General features: G+C 60.1%; 16 protein-coding genes and 2 tRNA genes. 7 read left to right on the top strand and 11 right to left on the bottom strand.

Annotation, left to right across the window (positions count from 1 at the left end; translation table 11 throughout):
- Positions 1 to 731 (top strand): hypothetical protein (locus ABL922_RS06755; protein ID WP_349023445.1); only part of this gene is annotated, 731 nt, incomplete at its 5' end.
- A gap of 9 nt (positions 732 to 740) precedes the next feature.
- On the opposite strand, the gene ABL922_RS06750 is transcribed toward ABL922_RS06755, so the two are convergent.
- Complete coding sequence (locus ABL922_RS06750) at positions 741 to 947, bottom strand: hypothetical protein (RefSeq protein ID WP_349023444.1); 207 nt, start codon at positions 945 to 947, stop codon at positions 741 to 743.
- Between the two features lie 210 nt (positions 948 to 1157).
- Here ABL922_RS06750 and ABL922_RS06745 point away from each other — a divergent pair.
- A tRNA-Leu gene (locus tag ABL922_RS06745) sits at positions 1158 to 1244 on the top strand.
- 54 nt (positions 1245 to 1298) lie between these two features.
- Here ABL922_RS06745 and ribB read toward each other — a convergent pair.
- The 6 genes from ribB to ABL922_RS06715 all read right to left on the bottom strand — a co-directional run bounded on the left by ribB (position 1299) and on the right by ABL922_RS06715 (position 7103).
- Positions 1299 to 1910 (bottom strand): 3,4-dihydroxy-2-butanone-4-phosphate synthase, encoded by a 612-nt coding sequence (gene ribB / locus ABL922_RS06740; protein ID WP_349023443.1) that lies wholly within the window; start codon positions 1908 to 1910, stop codon positions 1299 to 1301.
- Positions 1907 to 2485 carry an NAD(P)H-dependent oxidoreductase gene (locus tag ABL922_RS06735; protein ID WP_349023442.1) on the bottom strand — a complete coding sequence of 193 codons (579 nt, stop codon included), beginning with the start codon at positions 2483 to 2485 and terminating at the stop codon, positions 1907 to 1909. Before ABL922_RS06735 ends, ribB begins: the two co-directional genes overlap by 4 nt.
- Positions 2482 to 3963, bottom strand: a complete 1482-nt coding sequence (glpD, locus tag ABL922_RS06730; protein ID WP_349023441.1) for a glycerol-3-phosphate dehydrogenase — start codon at positions 3961 to 3963, stop codon at positions 2482 to 2484. Before glpD ends, ABL922_RS06735 begins: the two co-directional genes overlap by 4 nt.
- A gap of 23 nt (positions 3964 to 3986) precedes the next feature.
- Positions 3987 to 5075 carry an LLM class flavin-dependent oxidoreductase gene (locus ABL922_RS06725; RefSeq protein ID WP_349023440.1) on the bottom strand — a complete coding sequence of 363 codons (1089 nt, stop codon included), beginning with the start codon at positions 5073 to 5075 and terminating at the stop codon, positions 3987 to 3989.
- Between the two features lie 27 nt (positions 5076 to 5102).
- Entirely contained in the window at positions 5103 to 5990 is an 888-nt protein-coding gene (locus tag ABL922_RS06720; protein WP_349023447.1) for an aldo/keto reductase, read from the bottom strand.
- 108 nt (positions 5991 to 6098) lie between these two features.
- Positions 6099 to 7103 carry a LacI family DNA-binding transcriptional regulator gene (locus tag ABL922_RS06715; protein WP_349023439.1) on the bottom strand — a complete coding sequence of 335 codons (1005 nt, stop codon included), beginning with the start codon at positions 7101 to 7103 and terminating at the stop codon, positions 6099 to 6101.
- Positions 7104 to 7224: 121 nt separating this feature from the next.
- Between ABL922_RS06715 and ABL922_RS06710 the strand changes: the two genes are divergently transcribed.
- The 5 genes from ABL922_RS06710 to ABL922_RS06690 all read left to right on the top strand — a co-directional run bounded on the left by ABL922_RS06710 (position 7225) and on the right by ABL922_RS06690 (position 14183).
- The gene (locus ABL922_RS06710) at positions 7225 to 8328 is read left to right on the top strand and encodes a Gfo/Idh/MocA family oxidoreductase (RefSeq protein WP_349023438.1); all 1104 of its coding nucleotides are present in this window, start codon (positions 7225 to 7227) and stop codon (positions 8326 to 8328) included.
- Positions 8329 to 8364: 36 nt separating this feature from the next.
- Positions 8365 to 10722, top strand: coding sequence for a TonB-dependent receptor (locus tag ABL922_RS06705; RefSeq protein ID WP_349023437.1), 2358 nt, complete (start codon positions 8365 to 8367; stop codon positions 10720 to 10722).
- A gap of 112 nt (positions 10723 to 10834) precedes the next feature.
- Positions 10835 to 12058, top strand: coding sequence for an MFS transporter (locus ABL922_RS06700; RefSeq protein WP_349023436.1), 1224 nt, complete (start codon positions 10835 to 10837; stop codon positions 12056 to 12058).
- Positions 12059 to 12071: 13 nt separating this feature from the next.
- Positions 12072 to 13190, top strand: a complete 1119-nt coding sequence (locus tag ABL922_RS06695; protein ID WP_349023435.1) for a putative sulfate exporter family transporter — start codon at positions 12072 to 12074, stop codon at positions 13188 to 13190.
- Positions 13191 to 13271: 81 nt separating this feature from the next.
- Positions 13272 to 14183, top strand: a complete 912-nt coding sequence (locus ABL922_RS06690) for a glutathione S-transferase family protein (protein WP_349023434.1) — start codon at positions 13272 to 13274, stop codon at positions 14181 to 14183.
- Between the two features lie 22 nt (positions 14184 to 14205).
- On the opposite strand, the gene ABL922_RS06685 is transcribed toward ABL922_RS06690, so the two are convergent.
- The 4 genes from ABL922_RS06685 to ABL922_RS06670 form a co-directional block, all read right to left on the bottom strand.
- A tRNA-Thr gene (locus ABL922_RS06685) sits at positions 14206 to 14281 on the bottom strand.
- Positions 14282 to 14354: 73 nt separating this feature from the next.
- Positions 14355 to 15128: an enoyl-CoA hydratase gene (locus tag ABL922_RS06680; protein WP_349023433.1), complete on the bottom strand. Its 774-nt coding sequence runs from the start codon at positions 15126 to 15128 to the stop codon at positions 14355 to 14357.
- A complete protein-coding gene (locus ABL922_RS06675; RefSeq protein WP_349023432.1) occupies positions 15125 to 16174 on the bottom strand; it encodes an enoyl-CoA hydratase/isomerase family protein in 1050 nt (349 codons plus the stop codon). The genes ABL922_RS06680 and ABL922_RS06675 overlap by 4 nt, the downstream gene beginning before the upstream one ends.
- 46 nt (positions 16175 to 16220) lie before the next feature.
- A complete protein-coding gene (locus ABL922_RS06670; RefSeq protein ID WP_349023431.1) occupies positions 16221 to 17708 on the bottom strand; it encodes a serine hydrolase domain-containing protein in 1488 nt (495 codons plus the stop codon).
- Positions 17709 to 17723 lie beyond the last annotated feature (15 nt).

The following is a 17723-nucleotide window of genomic DNA, read 5'->3' as shown; positions in this document are numbered from 1 at the left end:
CCGCCCCGGCCATTGTTGCGCCACCGGTAGCGCCCCCGGCTGCGACCGACGTGGAACCGAACCCCCCTGCGCCAGAGAATTCCGAGGCCGATCAAGATTCCGTGGAAGAACATGCGGCCCCCGGCTTTGCCTCATTCGATACAGTCGAACAAACCGAAATGGATGACGATGAGCCGGTCATAGAAAAGCCTGACCTGCCACCCCGGTTCGAACCAAGCGTGGCCGCTCCGGCGCCCGAGCCTGCTGTATATGCCGAACCCGCACCCATTTCCGAATCGCGGAGCCAGTTTGCGCATGAGCCGCCATTCCGCCCGCGCCGCAATCCGGCCAAGCTCTGGACCTATGCGGCGATAGGCTTTGCAATCCTGATCGCGGCACTGGGGGCTGCCACTTGGTATTATGGCTGGCTGGATAACAGTTTTGGCGCGGCGGTTGCCGAACCCGACCTGAAAATCGTGCTCCACGATAATCTGGAACTGGGCCGCGATGCCGATGGCTCGCCCTATTTCATCGCCAGCGGGTCGATCGTGAATCCGACAGCGCAAACGCAGAAGGTGCCGGAAATGCTGGTGACGCTGAAAGATGCCAGCGGCCGACCGGTATATAGCTGGACGATGAAGGCACCGGTGCGCACATTGGCGCCCGGCGCAAAATCCGATTTCAGCCAGCTACGCCGCGACGTGCCGCTGGCCGCTTCGCGCATCAGCGTTGGCTGGGCGTTGGGCAGCTAAGCCAGTATTTCAGTAAAAATCGATTTGCGGCGCACCATCGCGTGTGCCTGACTGCCGCGCTGCGCCTTCCTTTTTGCGTTCCGCAGGCTTCGAAAAATCGATCCGTTCCAATTGCACGATAGTTACCGTCGCCGTACCGATCGCCTGCACGCGTGCGGGCGGCGGGGTCGGGGTGCTGCTGGCGGCAGCGGCAAGGGCGAGTATCCATCCGGTCACCCGACAGCTTTAACGATTTGTTAACCCTTGGGCGCAAGCCGCAAAGAGGGTTAATGGCGGACCGGTGCATGCCTAAAGAGCATTTTCTGATCCGGCAGCGAAAAACCGCCCCAGAACGCGACAGGTCAGGCGGCAGATATTATCGTGCAATTGCGGTTGCGTCTCCCAAAGCCATTTGCTAGGGGCCCGCTCCTACCTGTCAGGGCAAGTGCGGTCATGGCGGAATTGGTAGACGCGCAACGTTGAGGTCGTTGTGGGCGAAAGCCCGTGGAAGTTCGAGTCTTCTTGACCGCACCAGACAAGTCCCTGACCTGGAACTCCCTATTTTCATACTGGAACGGCCCGCAACGGTCAGGCTGTTGTTGGTGCTCTCAGGCGCAGTAGCAGATCGTCAATATCCGCAATCTTTAGGCCATGACTTTCGATCAGCTCACCAATGTCATTCAGCCGGGCCATTTCGCCGTCGTCGCGCATGATCGAACAGATAACCGCCGCATCCCCGCATCCGGCGAGGCGGCACAAGTCGATCGAGGCTTCTGCGGCTGCCGGTCGCTCCGCTGTGCCGCCGTCTGCTGCGATCAGCGGGAAGACATGCCCGGGGGAGACGAGATCATCGCTATTGGCGCCCTCGGCCACGGCCACTTCCACCGTTTTCGCACGATCCGCTGCGGATATGCCCGTGGTCACGTCAACACGCGCTTCGATCGATCGGCCGAAGGGACGGCCTGACTGGCGTTCGCTGCCTGGATTGATCAGGCTGATACCCAGTTTGACGGCGCGGGCCGGGGTAAGCGACAGGCAGATCAGGCCACGGCCATGCCGCGCCATGAAATTGATCGCGTCGGGGGTGATGTGCCTGGCGGCAATAGCGAAATCGATATCGCCCCGGCGGAACTGGTCGCCAGTGATGACGATGATTTCTCCCTTGGCGAGAGCATTGATGGCCGCGTCCAGATTGCTCATGCGGCGTCTCCGGCGGTCGCGGCGAAACTGCGCGCGCCTTGGACAACCTGTTTGCCGACAATATCGAGCTGCATCGAAATGCGGTCGTCGAGGCATTCGCCGTCCGGCGAGAACAGGTCGGGATAGGTGCGGACGGTGGCGCCCATCGGCGTCGGCCAGCCCCGCAGGGCGTGGACGATGCTGCGCAAGGTCTGCATCGTGCTCATGCTCGCCTGATCGCCAAAGGCAGTCGCAATCAGGCCCACGGCGCGGCCATCAAGATAGGGCCGATCATCTTTTGAGAGATCCTCAAGATAATCGAGCGCATTCTTGACCAGCCCCGAAATCGTGCCGTGATAGCCGGGGGCTGCAATGATGATGCCGTCTGCTGCGCGGACCGCCTCAACCATTTCCGATCCGTCTGCCGCGCTGTGCGCTGAACTTCGATAATGGGGGAGGGCCGCCAGATATTCGCCGCCGAAAAGCTTGACCTCGGCACCCTGGCCTTCGGCCACATCCAAGGCCGTGCGCAGCGCCATTTCGGTCGAGCTGCCGGGATTGATCGTTCCGCCGATGGCGACAATTTTGGGGCTCATGCGGCCACCGCCTTTCGTAAATGGTTTTCGATCTGCAATTGCTCTTCCTGTGTCATCCGGAGGCCCAGCTTGGTGCGCCGCCACAATATATCCTGCGCATCGTGCGCCCATTCGTTGCGGATCAAATGTTCGACTTCGCGTTCGGTGAGGCCATGGCCGAAATGCTGGCCGCAATCGGTAATCGACTTTGCGTCACCGAGTATAGCATAGCTGTCGAGGCCATAGTTTTTGAACAAGCGGTCTGCCCAATCGGGTTCGAGGAACGGGTAGCGGTCTTGCAACTTCCGCCTTTCCGCCGCCACCGTGTCGACGTCGAAATCGCCGCCGGGCAGTGGCTTGGTCGCAGTCCAATGGCTGTTCGCCGGCATAGGCAAACGCGCGGCGAGCAGATCAACTGCTTCTTCAGCCAGATGTCGGTAAGTGGTGATCTTGCCGCCATAAATGTTGAGGATCGGCGCGCCGTCTGCAGCATCGCTCAAGTCGAGGCGATAGCCGCGCGTCGCTGCCTCGGGTTTGCCGGAACCGTCGTCAACCAGCGGACGCACTCCTGAATAGGACCAGACGACATCTTCGGGGCGCACCGGCGTGCGGAAGAAGTGACTTGCGCCTTCGCACAGATAAGCGATCTCTTCACGGCTGGCTTCGATATGGTCGAGGCCACTCTTGTGGTCGGCATCGGTGGTGCCGATCAGGGTGAAATCATGCTCATAGGGGATCGCGAAAAAAATCCGGCCATCGGGAAGCTGGAAGAAATAAGGATAGGGATGATCGAACAATTTGGGCACGACAATATGCGACCCGCGCACCAGCCGCATGGCGTAATCCGCCTTGTCCGGGCTGTGGCTCAGCACCTGCAGCACCGATGGACCGGCGGCGTTGACGATCGCGCGCGCCTGAAACGCCCGCCCGCCTGCGTCGATAAGCCAGACACCATCCTTGCGTTCCAGCCGGGTGACCGGACAGCGCGTTACAACATGCGCGCCATGATTGGCAGCGTCGCGGGCGTTGAGCACAACCAGCCGCGCATCATCGACCCAGCAATCGGAATAGATGAAGCCGTTGGTGAATTCAGGCTTCAGCGGTACGCCTGCGGGGTGCTGTGACAGCTTGACACTTTGCGTTGCAGGCAGGCGTTTGCGCGCGCCCAGATGGTCGTATAGGAACAGCCCCAACCGCAGCAGCCAGCGCGGGCGCAGGCCCTTCACATGTGGCAGTACGAAACGCATCGGCCAGATGATATGCGGGGCAATCGCCCACAAAGCCTCGCGCTCGGTCAGCGATTCGCGCACCAGCGCGAATTCATAATGCTCCAGATAGCGCAGGCCGCCGTGGATCAGCTTGCTCGATGCAGAGGAGGTGCCGCTCGCCAAGTCTTTGGCCTCGAGCAGCAGTACGCTTGCACCCCGTCCTGCTGCATCACGCGCGATGCCGCATCCATTGACCCCACCGCCAATGACCGCGACATCATAAATCTCCATCCCTGCTCCCAATCTTGGCTGCGCTACAGCACCAGCGACCCGTGCTCGATATGCGGCAGGACGTGGCGCGCGAACATGTCAGCTTCCTGCATATGCGGATAGCCGGAGAGGATGAAGGCCTCAATGCCTTCTGCCTGATAGGCGCGCAATTTGGCGAGCACCTGATCGGGTGTGCCGACGATGGCAGCGCCACAGCCCGAACGCGCACGACCGATCCCGGTCCACAGATTGTCCTCGACGAAGCCGTCACCGCCCGCTGCTCCGCGCAGTTCCTGCTGACGCTGCACGCCGAAATTTTTGGCATCGAGTGACTTTTCGCGGATCGCCTTGCCTGTCTCCTCGTCCAGCTTGGACAGCAGTCTGTCAGCATAGGCGCGGGCTTCCTCTTCGGTCTCGCGCACCACGACATGGACGCGATAGCCGAATTTGAGGGCGCGGCCCTTGGCGGCGGCGCGCTGCTTCATATCGGTGATCGTTTCGCGCACCTTGTCCATAGTGTCGGGCCACATCAGATAGACGTCGCAACCTTCGGCAGCACATTCGCGGGCTTCATGGCTGAGGCCGCCGAAATAGAAGGCCGGGCAAGTGCCGGAAAGGGTCGTGATCCGTGCCGGATCGAGCTGGAGGTTGTAGAATTCCCCCTGAAAATCGAGATGCTCGCCATTCAGAAGCGTGCGGACGATCTTCATGATTTCGGTTGCACGGCGGTAGCGCGGGCCGCTCTCGATTTTCTCCCCCGGCATGTCGGATGAAATGATGTTGACGTTCAGCCGCCCGCCGGTTCCGGCTGCATTGGGGCCAAGGATGCGGTCGAGCGTAGCAATGCGGCGCGCGAGTTGCGGCGGCCAGTCTTCGCCCATGCGCGTCGCCCAGAGCAGCTTCATCCGCTTGACCTGCGTCGCAACCGCAGCGGCAAAGGCCGTGGTGTCGAGGCCCAGCTGATAGCCGGAGGGGAGGAGGATATTGTCGAACCCGCCTTCTTCCGCACGCATCACGATGTTGCGGCAATGCTCCCAGCTTGATTGCAGATAGGGGTCAGGCACGCCCAGAAATTCATAATCGTCGTCGCATAGCGCCGAAAACCAAGCGATTTCGCATTGTTGGCTGCTCATACATACTCTCCTTTGTCGACCGGCGCCTCAGGGCAGCCTTTCTCCACGTGCCGCGACGAGCACGGTATACCAGTCCTGCCTTGACCAGCGGACCTTGTAAGCATCGACAGCTTCGGCGATACGCGCCGGCTGCTGCGAACCGACAATAGGAATGATGCCGGCCGGATGCGCCATCAGCCAGCTATAGGCAGCGACGCTGCGCGACACGCCTTGCTCGCCGGCAACCCGGTCAAGTTCTGCTGCCACAGCCTTGTCGCGCGCGCTTTCCGGATTGGCGAGGCGCCCGCCGCCCAAGGGCGACCATGCGAGCGGAGTGAGGCCCATCATCATCGCCTGATCGAGCTCGCCACTTTCGAAACAGGTGATGCGCAGCGGGCTGATTTCCGGCTGCGTCGCCACCAGCTTGTGCCCCAGAAACTGGTTGAGGGCGGCAATCTGGTGCGTGGTGCAATTGGAGGCGCCCAAAGTGCGGATTTTGCCTGCCTGCACGGCATCGTCGAGTGTGCGGGCAACCTCTTGCGGGTGCGCGAGGATATCGGGGCGGTGGATCTGGTAGAGGTCGATCGTCCCGGTCTTGAGCCGTTGGAGCGACGCGTCAATTGCCGAAGATAGATAGGCGGCGCTCTGGTCATAGGGCAAAGGCGGCATGATTCCGCCCTTGCTGGCGAGCACCATGCGTGATCGAAGCGTGGGTTCGGCGGCCAACACTTCGCCCAACAGGGCTTCGGCATCGCCGAACCCGCCCACACCATTGAAGCCGTAAATATCTGCAGTATCGAGAAAATTTATCCCCGCATCGAGTGCTGCACGGACCAGTTTGGCCGCATCGGACCCAGTGCGGCCATTCTCCGCAAGGCGCCACATGCCCCAAGCAATGCCACTGACCTCAATCTCGCTATTTCCCAAACGCCGCATCTTTGCGGGCGCTGGCAATGTCAGGTTTGCGCTCATGGACGCTCCGTCTCCCATATGACAACGGTGTCTTATTGGACCCTGAAATGCCGCATCGTCAAGCCGGTAAAATCAGGATTTGCGCAAGGGCGCGGTCGACCCACGCACCATTACTTCGTGCTGCAGCCGCTGGTGCACGATGGCTGGATCGGCACAAAACAACTGGTTGGTCGCGGCATAAGCCAGCTCGCGCACGGGCTGGCGAACCGTCGTCAAAGGTGGCCATACCAATTGGGCCAAAGGTGTATCGTCAAAGCCCGCCACCGACAAATCCTGCGGCACATCAAGTCCGACACGGTGCGCATAGGACAGTACGCCTGCCGCCATATCATCATTGCTGGCAAAGATAGCGCTGGGCTTGTTGGCAAGCTTCAGAAGCGCTTCGGCAGCTGCCATACCGCTTTCGAAATCAAAGGTTCCCGGGCGCACCAATTCCGGTTCATAAGCGATTCCGGCCCGGTCGAGCGCGCGGCGATAGCCGAAATGGCGCTGGTCGCTCGCCATATGGTTTGGGTGACCGACAACGAAGCCGATCCGCCTGTGCCCCTGATTGATCAAGTGGGTGGTCATATCGTCCGCCGCCTGCACATCATCCATGAAAACCGAGCTTGTCAGCGCATGATTGGTGCCGGGCGAGATGCGGACGAAGCGGATGCGGCGCCGTTCCAGCTCGGCCAATGCGGCAGGAGCATCAGTCACCGGCGACGACAAAATCACCCCGTCGACATGGGTCTCATCGATCAAGCCGCCTATTTCCAGTGCCAGTGTCGGCGAGTCGATATCAACCGGCTGGGCGAGCATCCGTACACCCTCTTCGCGGCACCGGTTCCACACGCCCTCTTGCACGGCATGGATATAATAGGGGCTGTGATTGTCATAGATCAGTGCGATCTGGAACGAGCGTGAACCGGCGAGCGTGCGTGCCGCGAGGCTCGGGCTGAAGTTGAGCGCGGTGACCGCTTCTTCCACCTTGCGGCGGGTTATGTCGCTGACATATTTTTCCTTGTTGAGGACGCGCGACACCGTCTTGATCGAAACACCCGCAATTCGGGAAACATCCTTGATCGTTACGCGCATGGCATTTGGGTAACAGTCGGGCGAAAATCTGCAAGCGTCGAATCTGCCCTCTTGCCAAGCTGTCTATATTTTGTGACAAGGCTGTCATAGACACCGTTGTCAGACGGGATGGAGAGGAAATTTGACACAAACGGTTCGCTACGGCCTTGTCGGCTCTGGCATGATGGGTGTGGAGCATATCCAGAATCTGGCGATTACGCCGGGGGCCGTTGTCACGGCATTGGCCGATCCGACCGAAGGCTCGCTGGGCTGGGCCAAAAATTCGCTGGGCGCTGCGGCGGATGACGTGCAGACCTTTTCAAGCTCGGCGGAGCTGGCAGCTTCTGGTCTGTGCGATGCGGTCATCGTCGCCAGCCCAAATTACACCCATCGTGACGTCCTCGTGCCGCTGTTCGATGCCGGATTGCACATTTTGTGCGAAAAGCCGCTCGCCACAAAGATCGAGGACGCCCGATGGATTGTCGAGCGTGCAGCGCAATCGCCGGGCGTTTTCTGGACCGCGATGGAATATCGCTACATGCCACCTGCTGCCGAATTCATCCGGCAGGTGCATGCTGGCCGCACCGGCAGACTTCAGATGCTGTCTATCCGCGAACACCGCTTTCCCTTCCTGCCCAAGGTTGCCGACTGGAACCGTTTTGCGGAGAACACCGGCGGCACGATGGTCGAAAAATGCTGCCACTTTTTCGATTTGATGCGATTAATCACACAGTCAGAGGCGGTGCGCGTCTATTGTTCGGGCGCGATGGACGTGAACCATCTCGACGAAAGCTATGATGGCCGCCGCCCTGACATCATCGACAACAGCTACACCACGGTTGATTTCGCCTCAAAAGACGGAAATGGGGGCGTGCGCGCGATGCTTGATCTTTCGATGTTTGCCGACGGCGCCGAAAATCAGGAAGAAATCACCGCTGTGGGCGACAAGGCTCGGCTCGATTGTCTGATCCCCGACGGAACTCTGGTTTATTCACCGCGTGTCGGCTTTCGCCAACCCAAGGCGGTTGAGCGCAGCCATGTGGCCGTCGATGAAACCGCGCTCAAGGCAGGCAGCCATCACGGCTCGACCTATTACGAGCATCAGAGATTCAATGCCGCCGTGCGCGGAGAAGGCCCGGTCGAAGTGACCGCCGAAGACGGCATGCGCGCCGTCGCCATAGGCATGGCCGCAGAGATCAGCGCGCGCGAGAAGCGTGTCGTGGAAATGAGCGAATTGGGATTTTGAACGCCCGGTAACAGGGCGAATTAGGAGGACGTGGACATGAAGACATTATTATTGGCCAGCAGCGCGCTCGCGCTGATCGCAACATCCGCCCCCGCTTTTGCGCAAGAGGCAGAAGACGAAGGCGGCAAGGGTGCAGAAATCATCGTCACCGCGCAGAAGCGTGAGGAAAATCTGCAAGAGGTTCCGCTCGCAATCTCTGTCATCGGCGGTGATGCGATTGCCAATTCGGGCTCAGTAACGCTCGAAAATGCCCAATATCTGGTCCCCAGCCTGAACTTCCGCAAATCGGGCACGACGCTGAACCAAGCGCTGTTCCTGCGCGGCGTCGGCACAATCAACTTCTCGATTGCTGCCGAACCTTCGGTTGCCGCCGTTCTTGACGGCGTAGTTCTCAGCCGCGCAGGCGAAGGCTTTACCGATTTGGCCGATGTCGAGCGTATCGAAGTATTACGTGGGCCGCAGGGCACATTGTTCGGGAAGAATGCATCAGCCGGCGTGGTCTCGATTGTAACCAAACGACCCACAAACGACTTTGAAGGCACCGTCGAAGCATCCTACTTCACCAAGGAAGAATATCGCGGTCGTGCGACGATCAACCTGCCACTGGGTGAAAATATCCGTTCGCGGTTCACCGGCTATTATAGCGAATATGATGGCAACATCCAGAACATCACGCTGAATCGCAAGGTCAACGGCTATAAGCATTATGGCTTTCGTGGCGCTATCGAAGCTGATTTAGGCGATACGGTAACACTGCTGCTGCGCGGTGACTGGCGGAAGGCTAAGGATGATTGTTGCGCCGAAATCATCGGAACGACGCCGACAAACTCTGCCGCCACCGCGCTTGTAGCCACCGGAATTGCTGGCGACCGTACCCGCCGCGTCGCGCAAAATCTGATGACCGCTACAAATGAAGAAAGCTGGGGCGTATCGCTGCAAGCAGATATCGAACTGGGCGAGCATGTGCTGACGTCAATCACCAGCTATCGCGGCTGGGATAATCAGGAAATCCGTGACGGTGACTGGCTCGACCGCCCCTATGTCGGTTTGAACCAATTGCATGACGATGGCCCGCAGACCTCGAACACCTTGTCGCAGGAACTACGCATCGCATCGCCGACCGGCAACTTTCTCGAATATGTGCTCGGAGCCTATTATTCGAAGGCAGAATCTGACCGGACTTTCGCGCGTTCGGTTGTCACCTGTTCGGCCTCGACCCTCCCCGCAGTAGCCCCGGGTCTGACGCCATGCTCGACCGCGCCGGGTGTTTCGACGATCACAACGCCCTACGGCATCGCCGACTTTGGTTCGGTCTTCAAGAATTTCGCGGTGTTCGGGCAGGCGACGCTCAACATTTCGGATGACCTGCGCTTCATTGGCGGTCTGCGCTGGACGCAGGACAAGTTGAACATCTATCACATCCGTCGCACGACCTTGTCGGGTCCGGGCGTAGGTGCAAGCTTCGACTCAGGTGTTTACAATAATGGTGCTTTGGTCCCCTCGCCGGGGACCGGCTTCCTCGCCGGCGCGCCTAACGGCATTCCGTTCACCGCCAATACGAAGAATGACAATTTCTCCGGCAAGGCCGCCGTTCAGGTTGACCTGACCGACGACAATATGGCTTATCTGAGCTATACCCGCGGCTATAAGGGCCCCGCCTATAATGTGTTTTACAATATGGCGACGGTGCACACCAATGTGATCGAACCCGAAACGGTGAACGCGTTTGAAGCTGGCCTGAAGAACAGCTTCCTTGACGGAGCCTTGATCGTCAATCTGGCGGCTTATTATGCGAAGTATAAAAATTATCAGGCCAACAGCCCAGACTTTGTCAACGGCGTTCGCACCACTCGCCTGATCAACGCAGGCTCGGTTTCCACGCAGGGCTTTGAGCTTGAACTTGTTGCCACACCAGCCGACAATTTCTCGGTCAATGCAGGGCTTGCCTATAACAAAGCGAAAGTCGAACAGTTCCGCCTTCCTCCTGGAGCAAACGCCGCTGACCTGATCCCTTCAGGCACGCCACTGGCCAATGCACCCGAGTGGAAATTCGCGACTGGTTTTGACTGGACCATCGAAGCCGGTGGTTTCGCCAATGTTGAACTGAATGGCCAGCTGGCGATGCAATCCGACCAGATCTACGAACTGTCCCCCAGCGCTGCTGTGCGTCGTGGTTCGACCGTAGATGGTTATGCGATCGTCGATCTGTCTGCTGCTCTGGTCGATCAGAATGACGGCTGGCGCGTCGCGCTTCAGGTGAAGAACCTGTTCGACAAGAGCTTTGCCTCGTCGATCGTCTCGGGCGGACCAGGTGGCGCATTCCGCTACATCATCCCGCGCGAGGCCGACCGTTATTTCGGCATCACCGCCCGCGTGAATTTCGGCGGGAATTGAGCCCGATCGGGTCGCAGCATGAATATGGGCCGGGCGGTAATTCCCGGCCCATATTGCTTTCAGGCCTGCAAAATAGCTGTAAACATGTAAGCCGGATCGGGGAGAGAAGCGCATGAAAGTCATCACGCCACAATTGCGCTGGACCCTGTTCGGGCTGCTCTGTGTCGCGGGCATCTTCAACGCGATGGACCGACCGATCATCGCGATATTGAAGCCCGATATGTCGGCCGATTTTGGCTGGACCGACGAGGATTTCGGCAATCTCGCTTTCGTCACCCAGATGGCGGCGGCCTTCTCTTTCCTGTTTACCGGCTGGCTGGTCGACAAACTCGGCGTGTGGCGCTCGATGATTGCGGGAGTCACAACCTGGAGTATTGCCGCAATGGCGCATGGCTGGGCTATGGCGGCGTGGCAGGTCGTTGGCGCGCGCATCGGGCTGGGCGCCACCGAAGCGGTGCAGACGCCGCTGACAATCAAGACCGTCGCCACACTCTTCCCGCCCGACAAGCGCAGTTTCGCATTTGGCGTCGGCACCGCGATTGCCGGACTCGGCACGATCAGCATGCCCTTTTTCATCCCAGTGATGGCTGCAACCATGGGTTGGCGCGGGGCGCTGGTCTTTGGCGGGATCGCAGGCTTTATCACGCTCGCGCTCTGGCTGTGGTTTGCGCGCGGCATCAGCTTTGACGACAAGGCCGAGGATGAAAAACTCGATTTCTCCGACGATGGCGCGCCTTATGGCCCGATCCTCACTGACCGCCGCACTTGGGCTATCGTGATCGCGAAGGCGCTCTCCGACGCGACCTGGTGGCTGATGGGCTTCTGGCTGCCCGATTTCTACCGCAAAACCTATGGCCTCAGTTCCGAAGAACTGGCGATACCGCTCGCCATAGCCTTTCTGGGTTCCGGTGCAGGCGCGCTGTTTGCGGGCTGGATCTCGACCCGGTTGCTTGAAAAGGGCTGGAGCGTCAACCGGGTGCGCAAGTCTGTCATGCTGGTCTCGGCGCTGATCGTCACCCCGCTGCCCTTCGTGTTGCAGCTCGACAGCTTCTGGCCAGTCGCGATCATGATGGGCGTGGTGATGGCGGGGCATCAGGGTTTCTCGCTGTCTATCTTCTCGACAATTACCGATATCGTGCCTCGGTCAAAAGTCGGCCGCGTGACGGCCTTTGGCGCTTTCATGGGCAATATGGGCGGGGCACTGATCCAGCTTGTCACGGGAATGGTGCTGACTGCGGGGCTCGGCTTCACACCCCTGTTCATCTTCGCCGCCATGTCCTATCTGTTGGCGCTCGCATGGCTACATACGCTGTTACCGGAAATCCGGCGCAGTTGAATCTGGACGAAAGATGACCGAACCCAACCCGTTCGACCAACAGCCCCCACAGAGACCGCGCCCCAATTGGGATGCGATACCCTATGGCGGGGATCTTTTCGGCGAAATGCATCTTGCCGAACAGGGCCAGCCTTCGGATGAGCCACCCGTCAAGGATTCGCTCTTCCCGGGGCTTGCCATTTGCGGGGTGGCAGCGGCGGCGGCGGCGTGGCTTTCGGAGCATTATCATTTCCCGATCATCCTGCTCGGACTGCTGGTTGGCCTGTCGTTGAGCTTCATCGCCCGCGACATACGGACGCATAAGGGCCTCGATTTCGCCTCGCGCACCTGCCTGCGCTGGGGCATTGTGATCCTCGGTTTTCAGGTCACCTTCATGCAAATCGGCGCGCTGGGCATCGTTCCCTTTCTGGCGCTGGTCGTGGTGATGGGCCTCACCTTGTTTGCCGGTATCGCCAGCGCACGCCTGTTCGGCCAATCGAGCTATGCCGGCTTGCTGGCGGGTGGCGCAACGGCGATTTGCGGGGCCAGTGCCGCGCTCGCGCTCTACGGCGTGATTGGCAAAGACCGGCTGTCGCAAGCGCAATTTGCGCTGACGCTGGTTGGCATATCGCTGGCGAGCGCGCTCGCCATGTCGGTCTATCCGATCCTTGCCTCCTATTTCGCCCTGAGCGATCAACAGGCGGGCTTCCTCATCGGCGCCTCGATCCATGATGTCGCGCAGGCAATTGGCGGCGGCTATGCCTTTTCCGATCCGGCGGGCAGCTATGCGACCATTGTTAAACTGGCGCGCGTCGCGCTGCTTGCCCCGATTGTGGCGCTGGTTACATTGGCCATCGGATCGGCTGGAGCACCTGCCGGACAGGCGAAGTGGCGTCGTCTGGCTTTGCCCTGGTTCATCACGGCATTTCTGGCGACTGTGGCGCTCAACTCGCTGATTGCCATTCCACCCACAGTTGCCGAATATGCGCTTTCTGCCTCAAAGGGCCTGTTATTGCTCGCGGTCACAGCTACCGCTATGCGCAGCCGGATGGACCTGCTGCTCGACATGGGTTGGCGGGCGACCATGCCGGTGCTGAGCGCAACTCTGATCAGCTTCCTGTCAGCTTTGGCCTTTGTGCTGATCTTTATGTAAGCCCTGCCGCGCGATTGACTCACGACGCGCGGCACTGCAACCCGGTGGCAGAATCCCCCGGCACGCAAGGAACCCAAGGCCATGTCCGATATCATTCTCCACCAATATGATAGCTCGCCCTTCTCTGAAAAGGTGCGCATCTGCCTTGGGATAAAAGGTCTTTCGTGGGCGGCGGTGGATCAGCCTGTGATCATGCCCAAGCCCGATCTGGTCCCGCTCACCGGTGGCTATCGCCGCATCCCCGTGCTGCAACTCGGTGCCGATATCTATTGCGACAGCGCGCTGATCGTGCGGGAATTGGATCGCCGGTTTCCCGAACCCTCACTTTTCCCGGGCGGCAATCGGGGCACGGCGAATGCTTTTGAAATCTGGGCCGACAAGACGCTGTTCCAGTCTGCCGTGCTGGCGATTTTCGGCACCTTGGGCGATGGCGTCGACCCGGCCTTCATCAAGGACCGCGAGGCATTGAGCGGCCAGCCGTTCAATGTCGCCGCAATGAAGGCGCTTTCCCCCTTTGCGCTCACCCAGATCAAGGCGCAGGCCGCGTTGCTTGCCGAACAATTGACCGACGGGCGGGATTTCCTCGAAGGAGCAAAGCCGGGGCTGGCCGATGCGGCGGCCTATTATAATTTCTGGTTCATCCGCACCTTCTGCCCCGGGCTGATTGATCGCCTTCCCGATGTGCCTTTTCTGGATGGCTGGTATGATCGCGTCGGCGCCATCGGCCACGGCGCCCGTTCGGCAATGTCGCCTTCGGATGCACTTGCGGCGGCAAAGGCAGCCAATCCCATCGCACTCGACACACTGCCGGGTGATGCGCCGATGATCGGCAAGCGAGTCACGCTGGCGGCTGCAGATTATGGGCGCGATCCGATTGCAGGGATATTTGCCGGCTCGACACATTACAGCCTGTCGGTTGTGCGCGACGAAGCCGAACTCGGCGCAATCGCGGTGCATGTGCCAAGGCTGGGCTATTCGATTACGGTCGTTTGACCGGGCAAGATATGCAGGAAAATGGTGCCGCTTAGGTGATTCGAACACCTGACCCCATCATTACGAATGATGTGCTCTACCGACTGAGCTAAAGCGGCGACGGGCGGGCGATTACCAGTGTGTGGCGCGTAAGACAAGCCCCGCGCTGCGCAATCGACCAGCGCCCTTCAATTACTTGCCGGTCCAGTTGCCGGGGCGCTTTTCGATAAAGGCGGCCATGCCTTCCTTCTGGTCTTCGCTGCCGAACAGGCCGTGGAACAGGCGGCGTTCGAACACGACGCCCTGTTGCAGCGTAGTTTCAAAGGCGGCGTTGACCATTTCCTTGGCGGCGATGGCAGCGAGCGGCGCCATGCCCGCGATGGCTTCGGCAGACTTCAGTGCTTCAACGACTAGGTCCGCTGCGGGAACAACGCGCGCCACAAGCCCAGCGCTTTCGGCTTCAACGGCGTCCATGTTCCGTCCGGTCAGGCACATTTCCATAGCTTTCGCCTTGCCCACCGCACGGGTAAGCCGCTGCGATCCGCCCATTCCGGGGGTGACCGCAAGCTTGATTTCGGGCTGACCGAATTTGGCACTATCCGCCGCAATGATGAAGTCGGCCATCATCGCGAGCTCGCATCCGCCGCCCAAGGCCCAGCCAGAAACCGCTGCGATCCACGGCTTGCGCGTCGCGGTGACGCGATCATAGCCTGCGAAGAAGTTGCTGCCATACATGTCGGCGAACGACTGGCTCGACATTTCCTTGATGTCCGCGCCTGCCGCAAAGGCCTTTTCGCTGCCGGTCAGCACGGCGCAACGCTGGCTGTCATCGGCGTCGAATTTGGCGAAGGCGTCGGTCAGGTCGGCCAGCACCTGACTGTTGAGCGCGTTCAGCGCCTGCGGGCGGTTGAGCGTGATCAGGGTGACTGCACCCTTTTGTTCAACCAGGATGGTTTCGTAACTCATAGCGGTTTCCATTCTTCCTGTGTCGGCAAGGACGCAAAAATGGCGTCGAGCAGTTCGTCGCTCACGCCCTCTGCCGTTGCCGGATTCCAATTGGGGTCATTGTCCTTGTCGACGATCACCGCGCGCACGCCCTCGGCAAAATCGGGGCGGACCAGCACGCGGCTACCGATGCGATACTCCATCGCCATATTGTCGGCGAAGTCGCCAAGGCCCGCGCTCATCGCCAGTTGGCGCAGCGCGACCTTGCAGGTTTGCGGGGATTTGGTGCGCAGCGTGGCAAGTTCCTTCATCGCCCAGTCGCTGTCATCCGCCTCCAAACTCGCCAATATGTCTTCGTAGCGGTCGGAGGCGAAGTGGCGGTTGATGTCGAACAGATTGCCGACGATCCGCGCTTCAGGGGCCTTTGCCGCCAGCGTACCCAATATGCCGTCGATACGCTCGACATCCTCGGTCGCAATCCGTGCCTTGGCTTCGGCCAGTGACTCGCTGGAAAGATAATGGGTGGCTAATCCAAGCTCGAGGCATTCTGCGCCATCAAGCCGCGCACCGGTGAGCGCAAGGAACTGCCCGACGCGGCCCTCAAGCCGGGAGAGATACCATCCGCCACCCACATCGGGAAACAGACCGATGCCGGTTTCGGGCATGGCGAAGCGCGTGTTCTCGGTCGCAATGCGGAACCGAGCAGGCTGGCTGATGCCCACGCCGCCGCCCATGGTGATGCCGTCCATGAAGACGACCACCGGCTTCGGATATGTGAACAGCAAATGGTTCAATTGATATTCGTCGTGGAAGAACTTGCGACCACTCTCGCCATTGTCGTTGAGCGCTGAATTGCGCAGGAAGGCGATGTCGCCGCCTGCGCAAAAGCCGCGCCCTTCGGCATGGTCGATGATGACGCATTTGGCTCCGTCGTCATCCTTCCACTTCAGCAATGCTTCGGTCATGGCATGTACCATGTCCAGCGTCAGCGCATGGATCGCACCGGGCCGGTTGAGGCTGATTATGCCCGCATGCCCTTCGATTCGAGTCAGGATATCGTCTGTCATCGCCGCCCCTATGCCGATGCCCGTGGCCTGAGTCGAGTGTCTGGCGTCAGGGTTTCGGGATCAGTTGAAAACCCAGCGCCTGGATTTGCGGGGTTGGCGTGGGTGCCAGCAGCACATTGCCCTCCACGACACCTCCGGCGCACGTCCAGCTGAAGCGTCCGGACAGCAGGCTAGAGGCGATGATCGCCGGGCTGTCGTCACACGCGCCGCTTTTGGTTGAGAGTTCGATAAGATGTTTGCGCCAATTGGCATCGCTGCGGTCCATCGCGAAATTCATCGCGAGATACTTACCCTCGCCCTCTACCCCGCCAGCCTTCCAGATACGTCGTGCAGCGGCATAGCCAGTGTCGAGCGCTGGGGTGGATGCAAGGGCGCGCGGAGCGATGAATCCGGCCTTGAGCAAAGCCGTCGCGGCATCCCAGACCGGTGCGCTGGGCCCTGCATAGGTGCGGTTGGTCAGCGCAAACACACCGACGCCCGCTTCGGGAAGCAGCAGCATATGGCTGCCATAGCCGGGGAAGCCGCCGCCGTGGAACAACACATTGCCGAGGATGCAATCATTGGCCTGCACCAGCCCCGCGCCGTAAATAGCGGACAGACGGCAATTGTCGCCCTCCTTGCCCGGGCGACGGCGGCTGTGGAGTATCCCGCCGCCATATTGCATCGCGCGAATCGTCTTGGCGCTTTGCGGTGCGCCGTCTCTGGCGGGCCATGCCGACAGCAGATAGCCGATCCATTTGGCGTAATCCGTGCCGGTGGTGACCAGCCCGCCCATCGCCCCGAACGCCCCGTGCGGCATCACCGGCTCGCGCGACCATTCATCATTTTCCCAGCGATAGCCCATGGCGAGTTTGTCTGGCGGCACATCGCGCACTTCATAGCGGCTAGACGCCATGCCGAGCGGCTTCAGCACCGTTGCTTCGACGCGCTTGGCATAATCCTGTTTCGACACATTGCTGACGATGCGGCCGAGCAACGCGAAACCTAAATTGGAATATTCATAGCGCGTGCCAGGCGTGGTTGAAAACGGCACGCCGGCTTTCAGCATTTTGGTGAATTCCGCCTCAGGCAAAGGTTGTTGCCGGTCACCCCAGGGATCATCGGTCACGAACCCGGCTGTGTGGTGCAGCAGGTCGCCGACAGTGATACCCTTTGCCCAGCCCTTGGTTTCGGGCACATATTGGCTCACCGGATCGTCGAGGCGCAACTTGCCCTCGTCACGCAGCTTGAGGATCGAATAGCCGGTAAAGGCTTTGGTCATGCTCGCGATGCGGAAAGCGGTGTCGGGCGTGACTGGCGCCTTGTCTTCGACGGTCTGCACCCCCATCGCTTTTACATGAACGAGCTTGCCGTCCTTGACCACGCCCCAGACAAGGCCAGGCACATGCGCCTCGGCCATCCATTTGGCAAAATCGGCATCGAGTGCTGGGAAAGCGGGTGTCTGACTATGGGCTGGCGTGGCGGCAGCGGCTGTTAACGGAGCCGCAATAGCGGCCAGTGCCAGCAGGGCGGCATATTTGGCAAATCTGTTCATGGGGTGCACGCTAAC

Origin of the sequence: Sphingorhabdus sp. (assembly GCF_040079335.1) — a bacterium.
Classification (GTDB): Bacteria; Pseudomonadota; Alphaproteobacteria; order Sphingomonadales; family Sphingomonadaceae; genus Sphingorhabdus_B.
The sequence above is the reverse complement of the archived record's forward strand: the minus strand, read 5'-3'. Positions and strand labels throughout refer to the sequence as shown.

Excerpts from the sequence above, each read along its gene's own strand:
- ribB (WP_349023443.1), bottom strand. The coding sequence starts at position 1,910 with ATGAGCAATCTGGACGCGGCCATCAATGCTCTCGCCAAGGGAGAAATC.
- ABL922_RS06735 (WP_349023442.1), bottom strand. The coding sequence starts at position 2,485 with ATGAGCCCCAAAATTGTCGCCATCGGCGGAACGATCAATCCCGGCAGC.
- glpD (WP_349023441.1), bottom strand. The coding sequence starts at position 3,963 with ATGGAGATTTATGATGTCGCGGTCATTGGCGGTGGGGTCAATGGATGC.
- ABL922_RS06725 (WP_349023440.1), bottom strand. The coding sequence starts at position 5,075 with ATGAGCAGCCAACAATGCGAAATCGCTTGGTTTTCGGCGCTATGCGAC.
- ABL922_RS06720 (WP_349023447.1), bottom strand. The coding sequence starts at position 5,990 with ATGCGGCGTTTGGGAAATAGCGAGATTGAGGTCAGTGGCATTGCTTGG.
- ABL922_RS06715 (WP_349023439.1), bottom strand. The coding sequence starts at position 7,103 with ATGCGCGTAACGATCAAGGATGTTTCCCGAATTGCGGGTGTTTCGATC.
- ABL922_RS06705 (WP_349023437.1), top strand. The coding sequence starts at position 8,365 with ATGAAGACATTATTATTGGCCAGCAGCGCGCTCGCGCTGATCGCAACA.
- ABL922_RS06700 (WP_349023436.1), top strand. The coding sequence starts at position 10,835 with ATGAAAGTCATCACGCCACAATTGCGCTGGACCCTGTTCGGGCTGCTC.
- ABL922_RS06695 (WP_349023435.1), top strand. The coding sequence starts at position 12,072 with ATGACCGAACCCAACCCGTTCGACCAACAGCCCCCACAGAGACCGCGC.
- ABL922_RS06690 (WP_349023434.1), top strand. The coding sequence starts at position 13,272 with ATGTCCGATATCATTCTCCACCAATATGATAGCTCGCCCTTCTCTGAA.
- ABL922_RS06680 (WP_349023433.1), bottom strand. The coding sequence starts at position 15,128 with ATGAGTTACGAAACCATCCTGGTTGAACAAAAGGGTGCAGTCACCCTG.
- ABL922_RS06675 (WP_349023432.1), bottom strand. The coding sequence starts at position 16,174 with ATGACAGACGATATCCTGACTCGAATCGAAGGGCATGCGGGCATAATC.
- ABL922_RS06670 (WP_349023431.1), bottom strand. The coding sequence starts at position 17,708 with ATGAACAGATTTGCCAAATATGCCGCCCTGCTGGCACTGGCCGCTATT.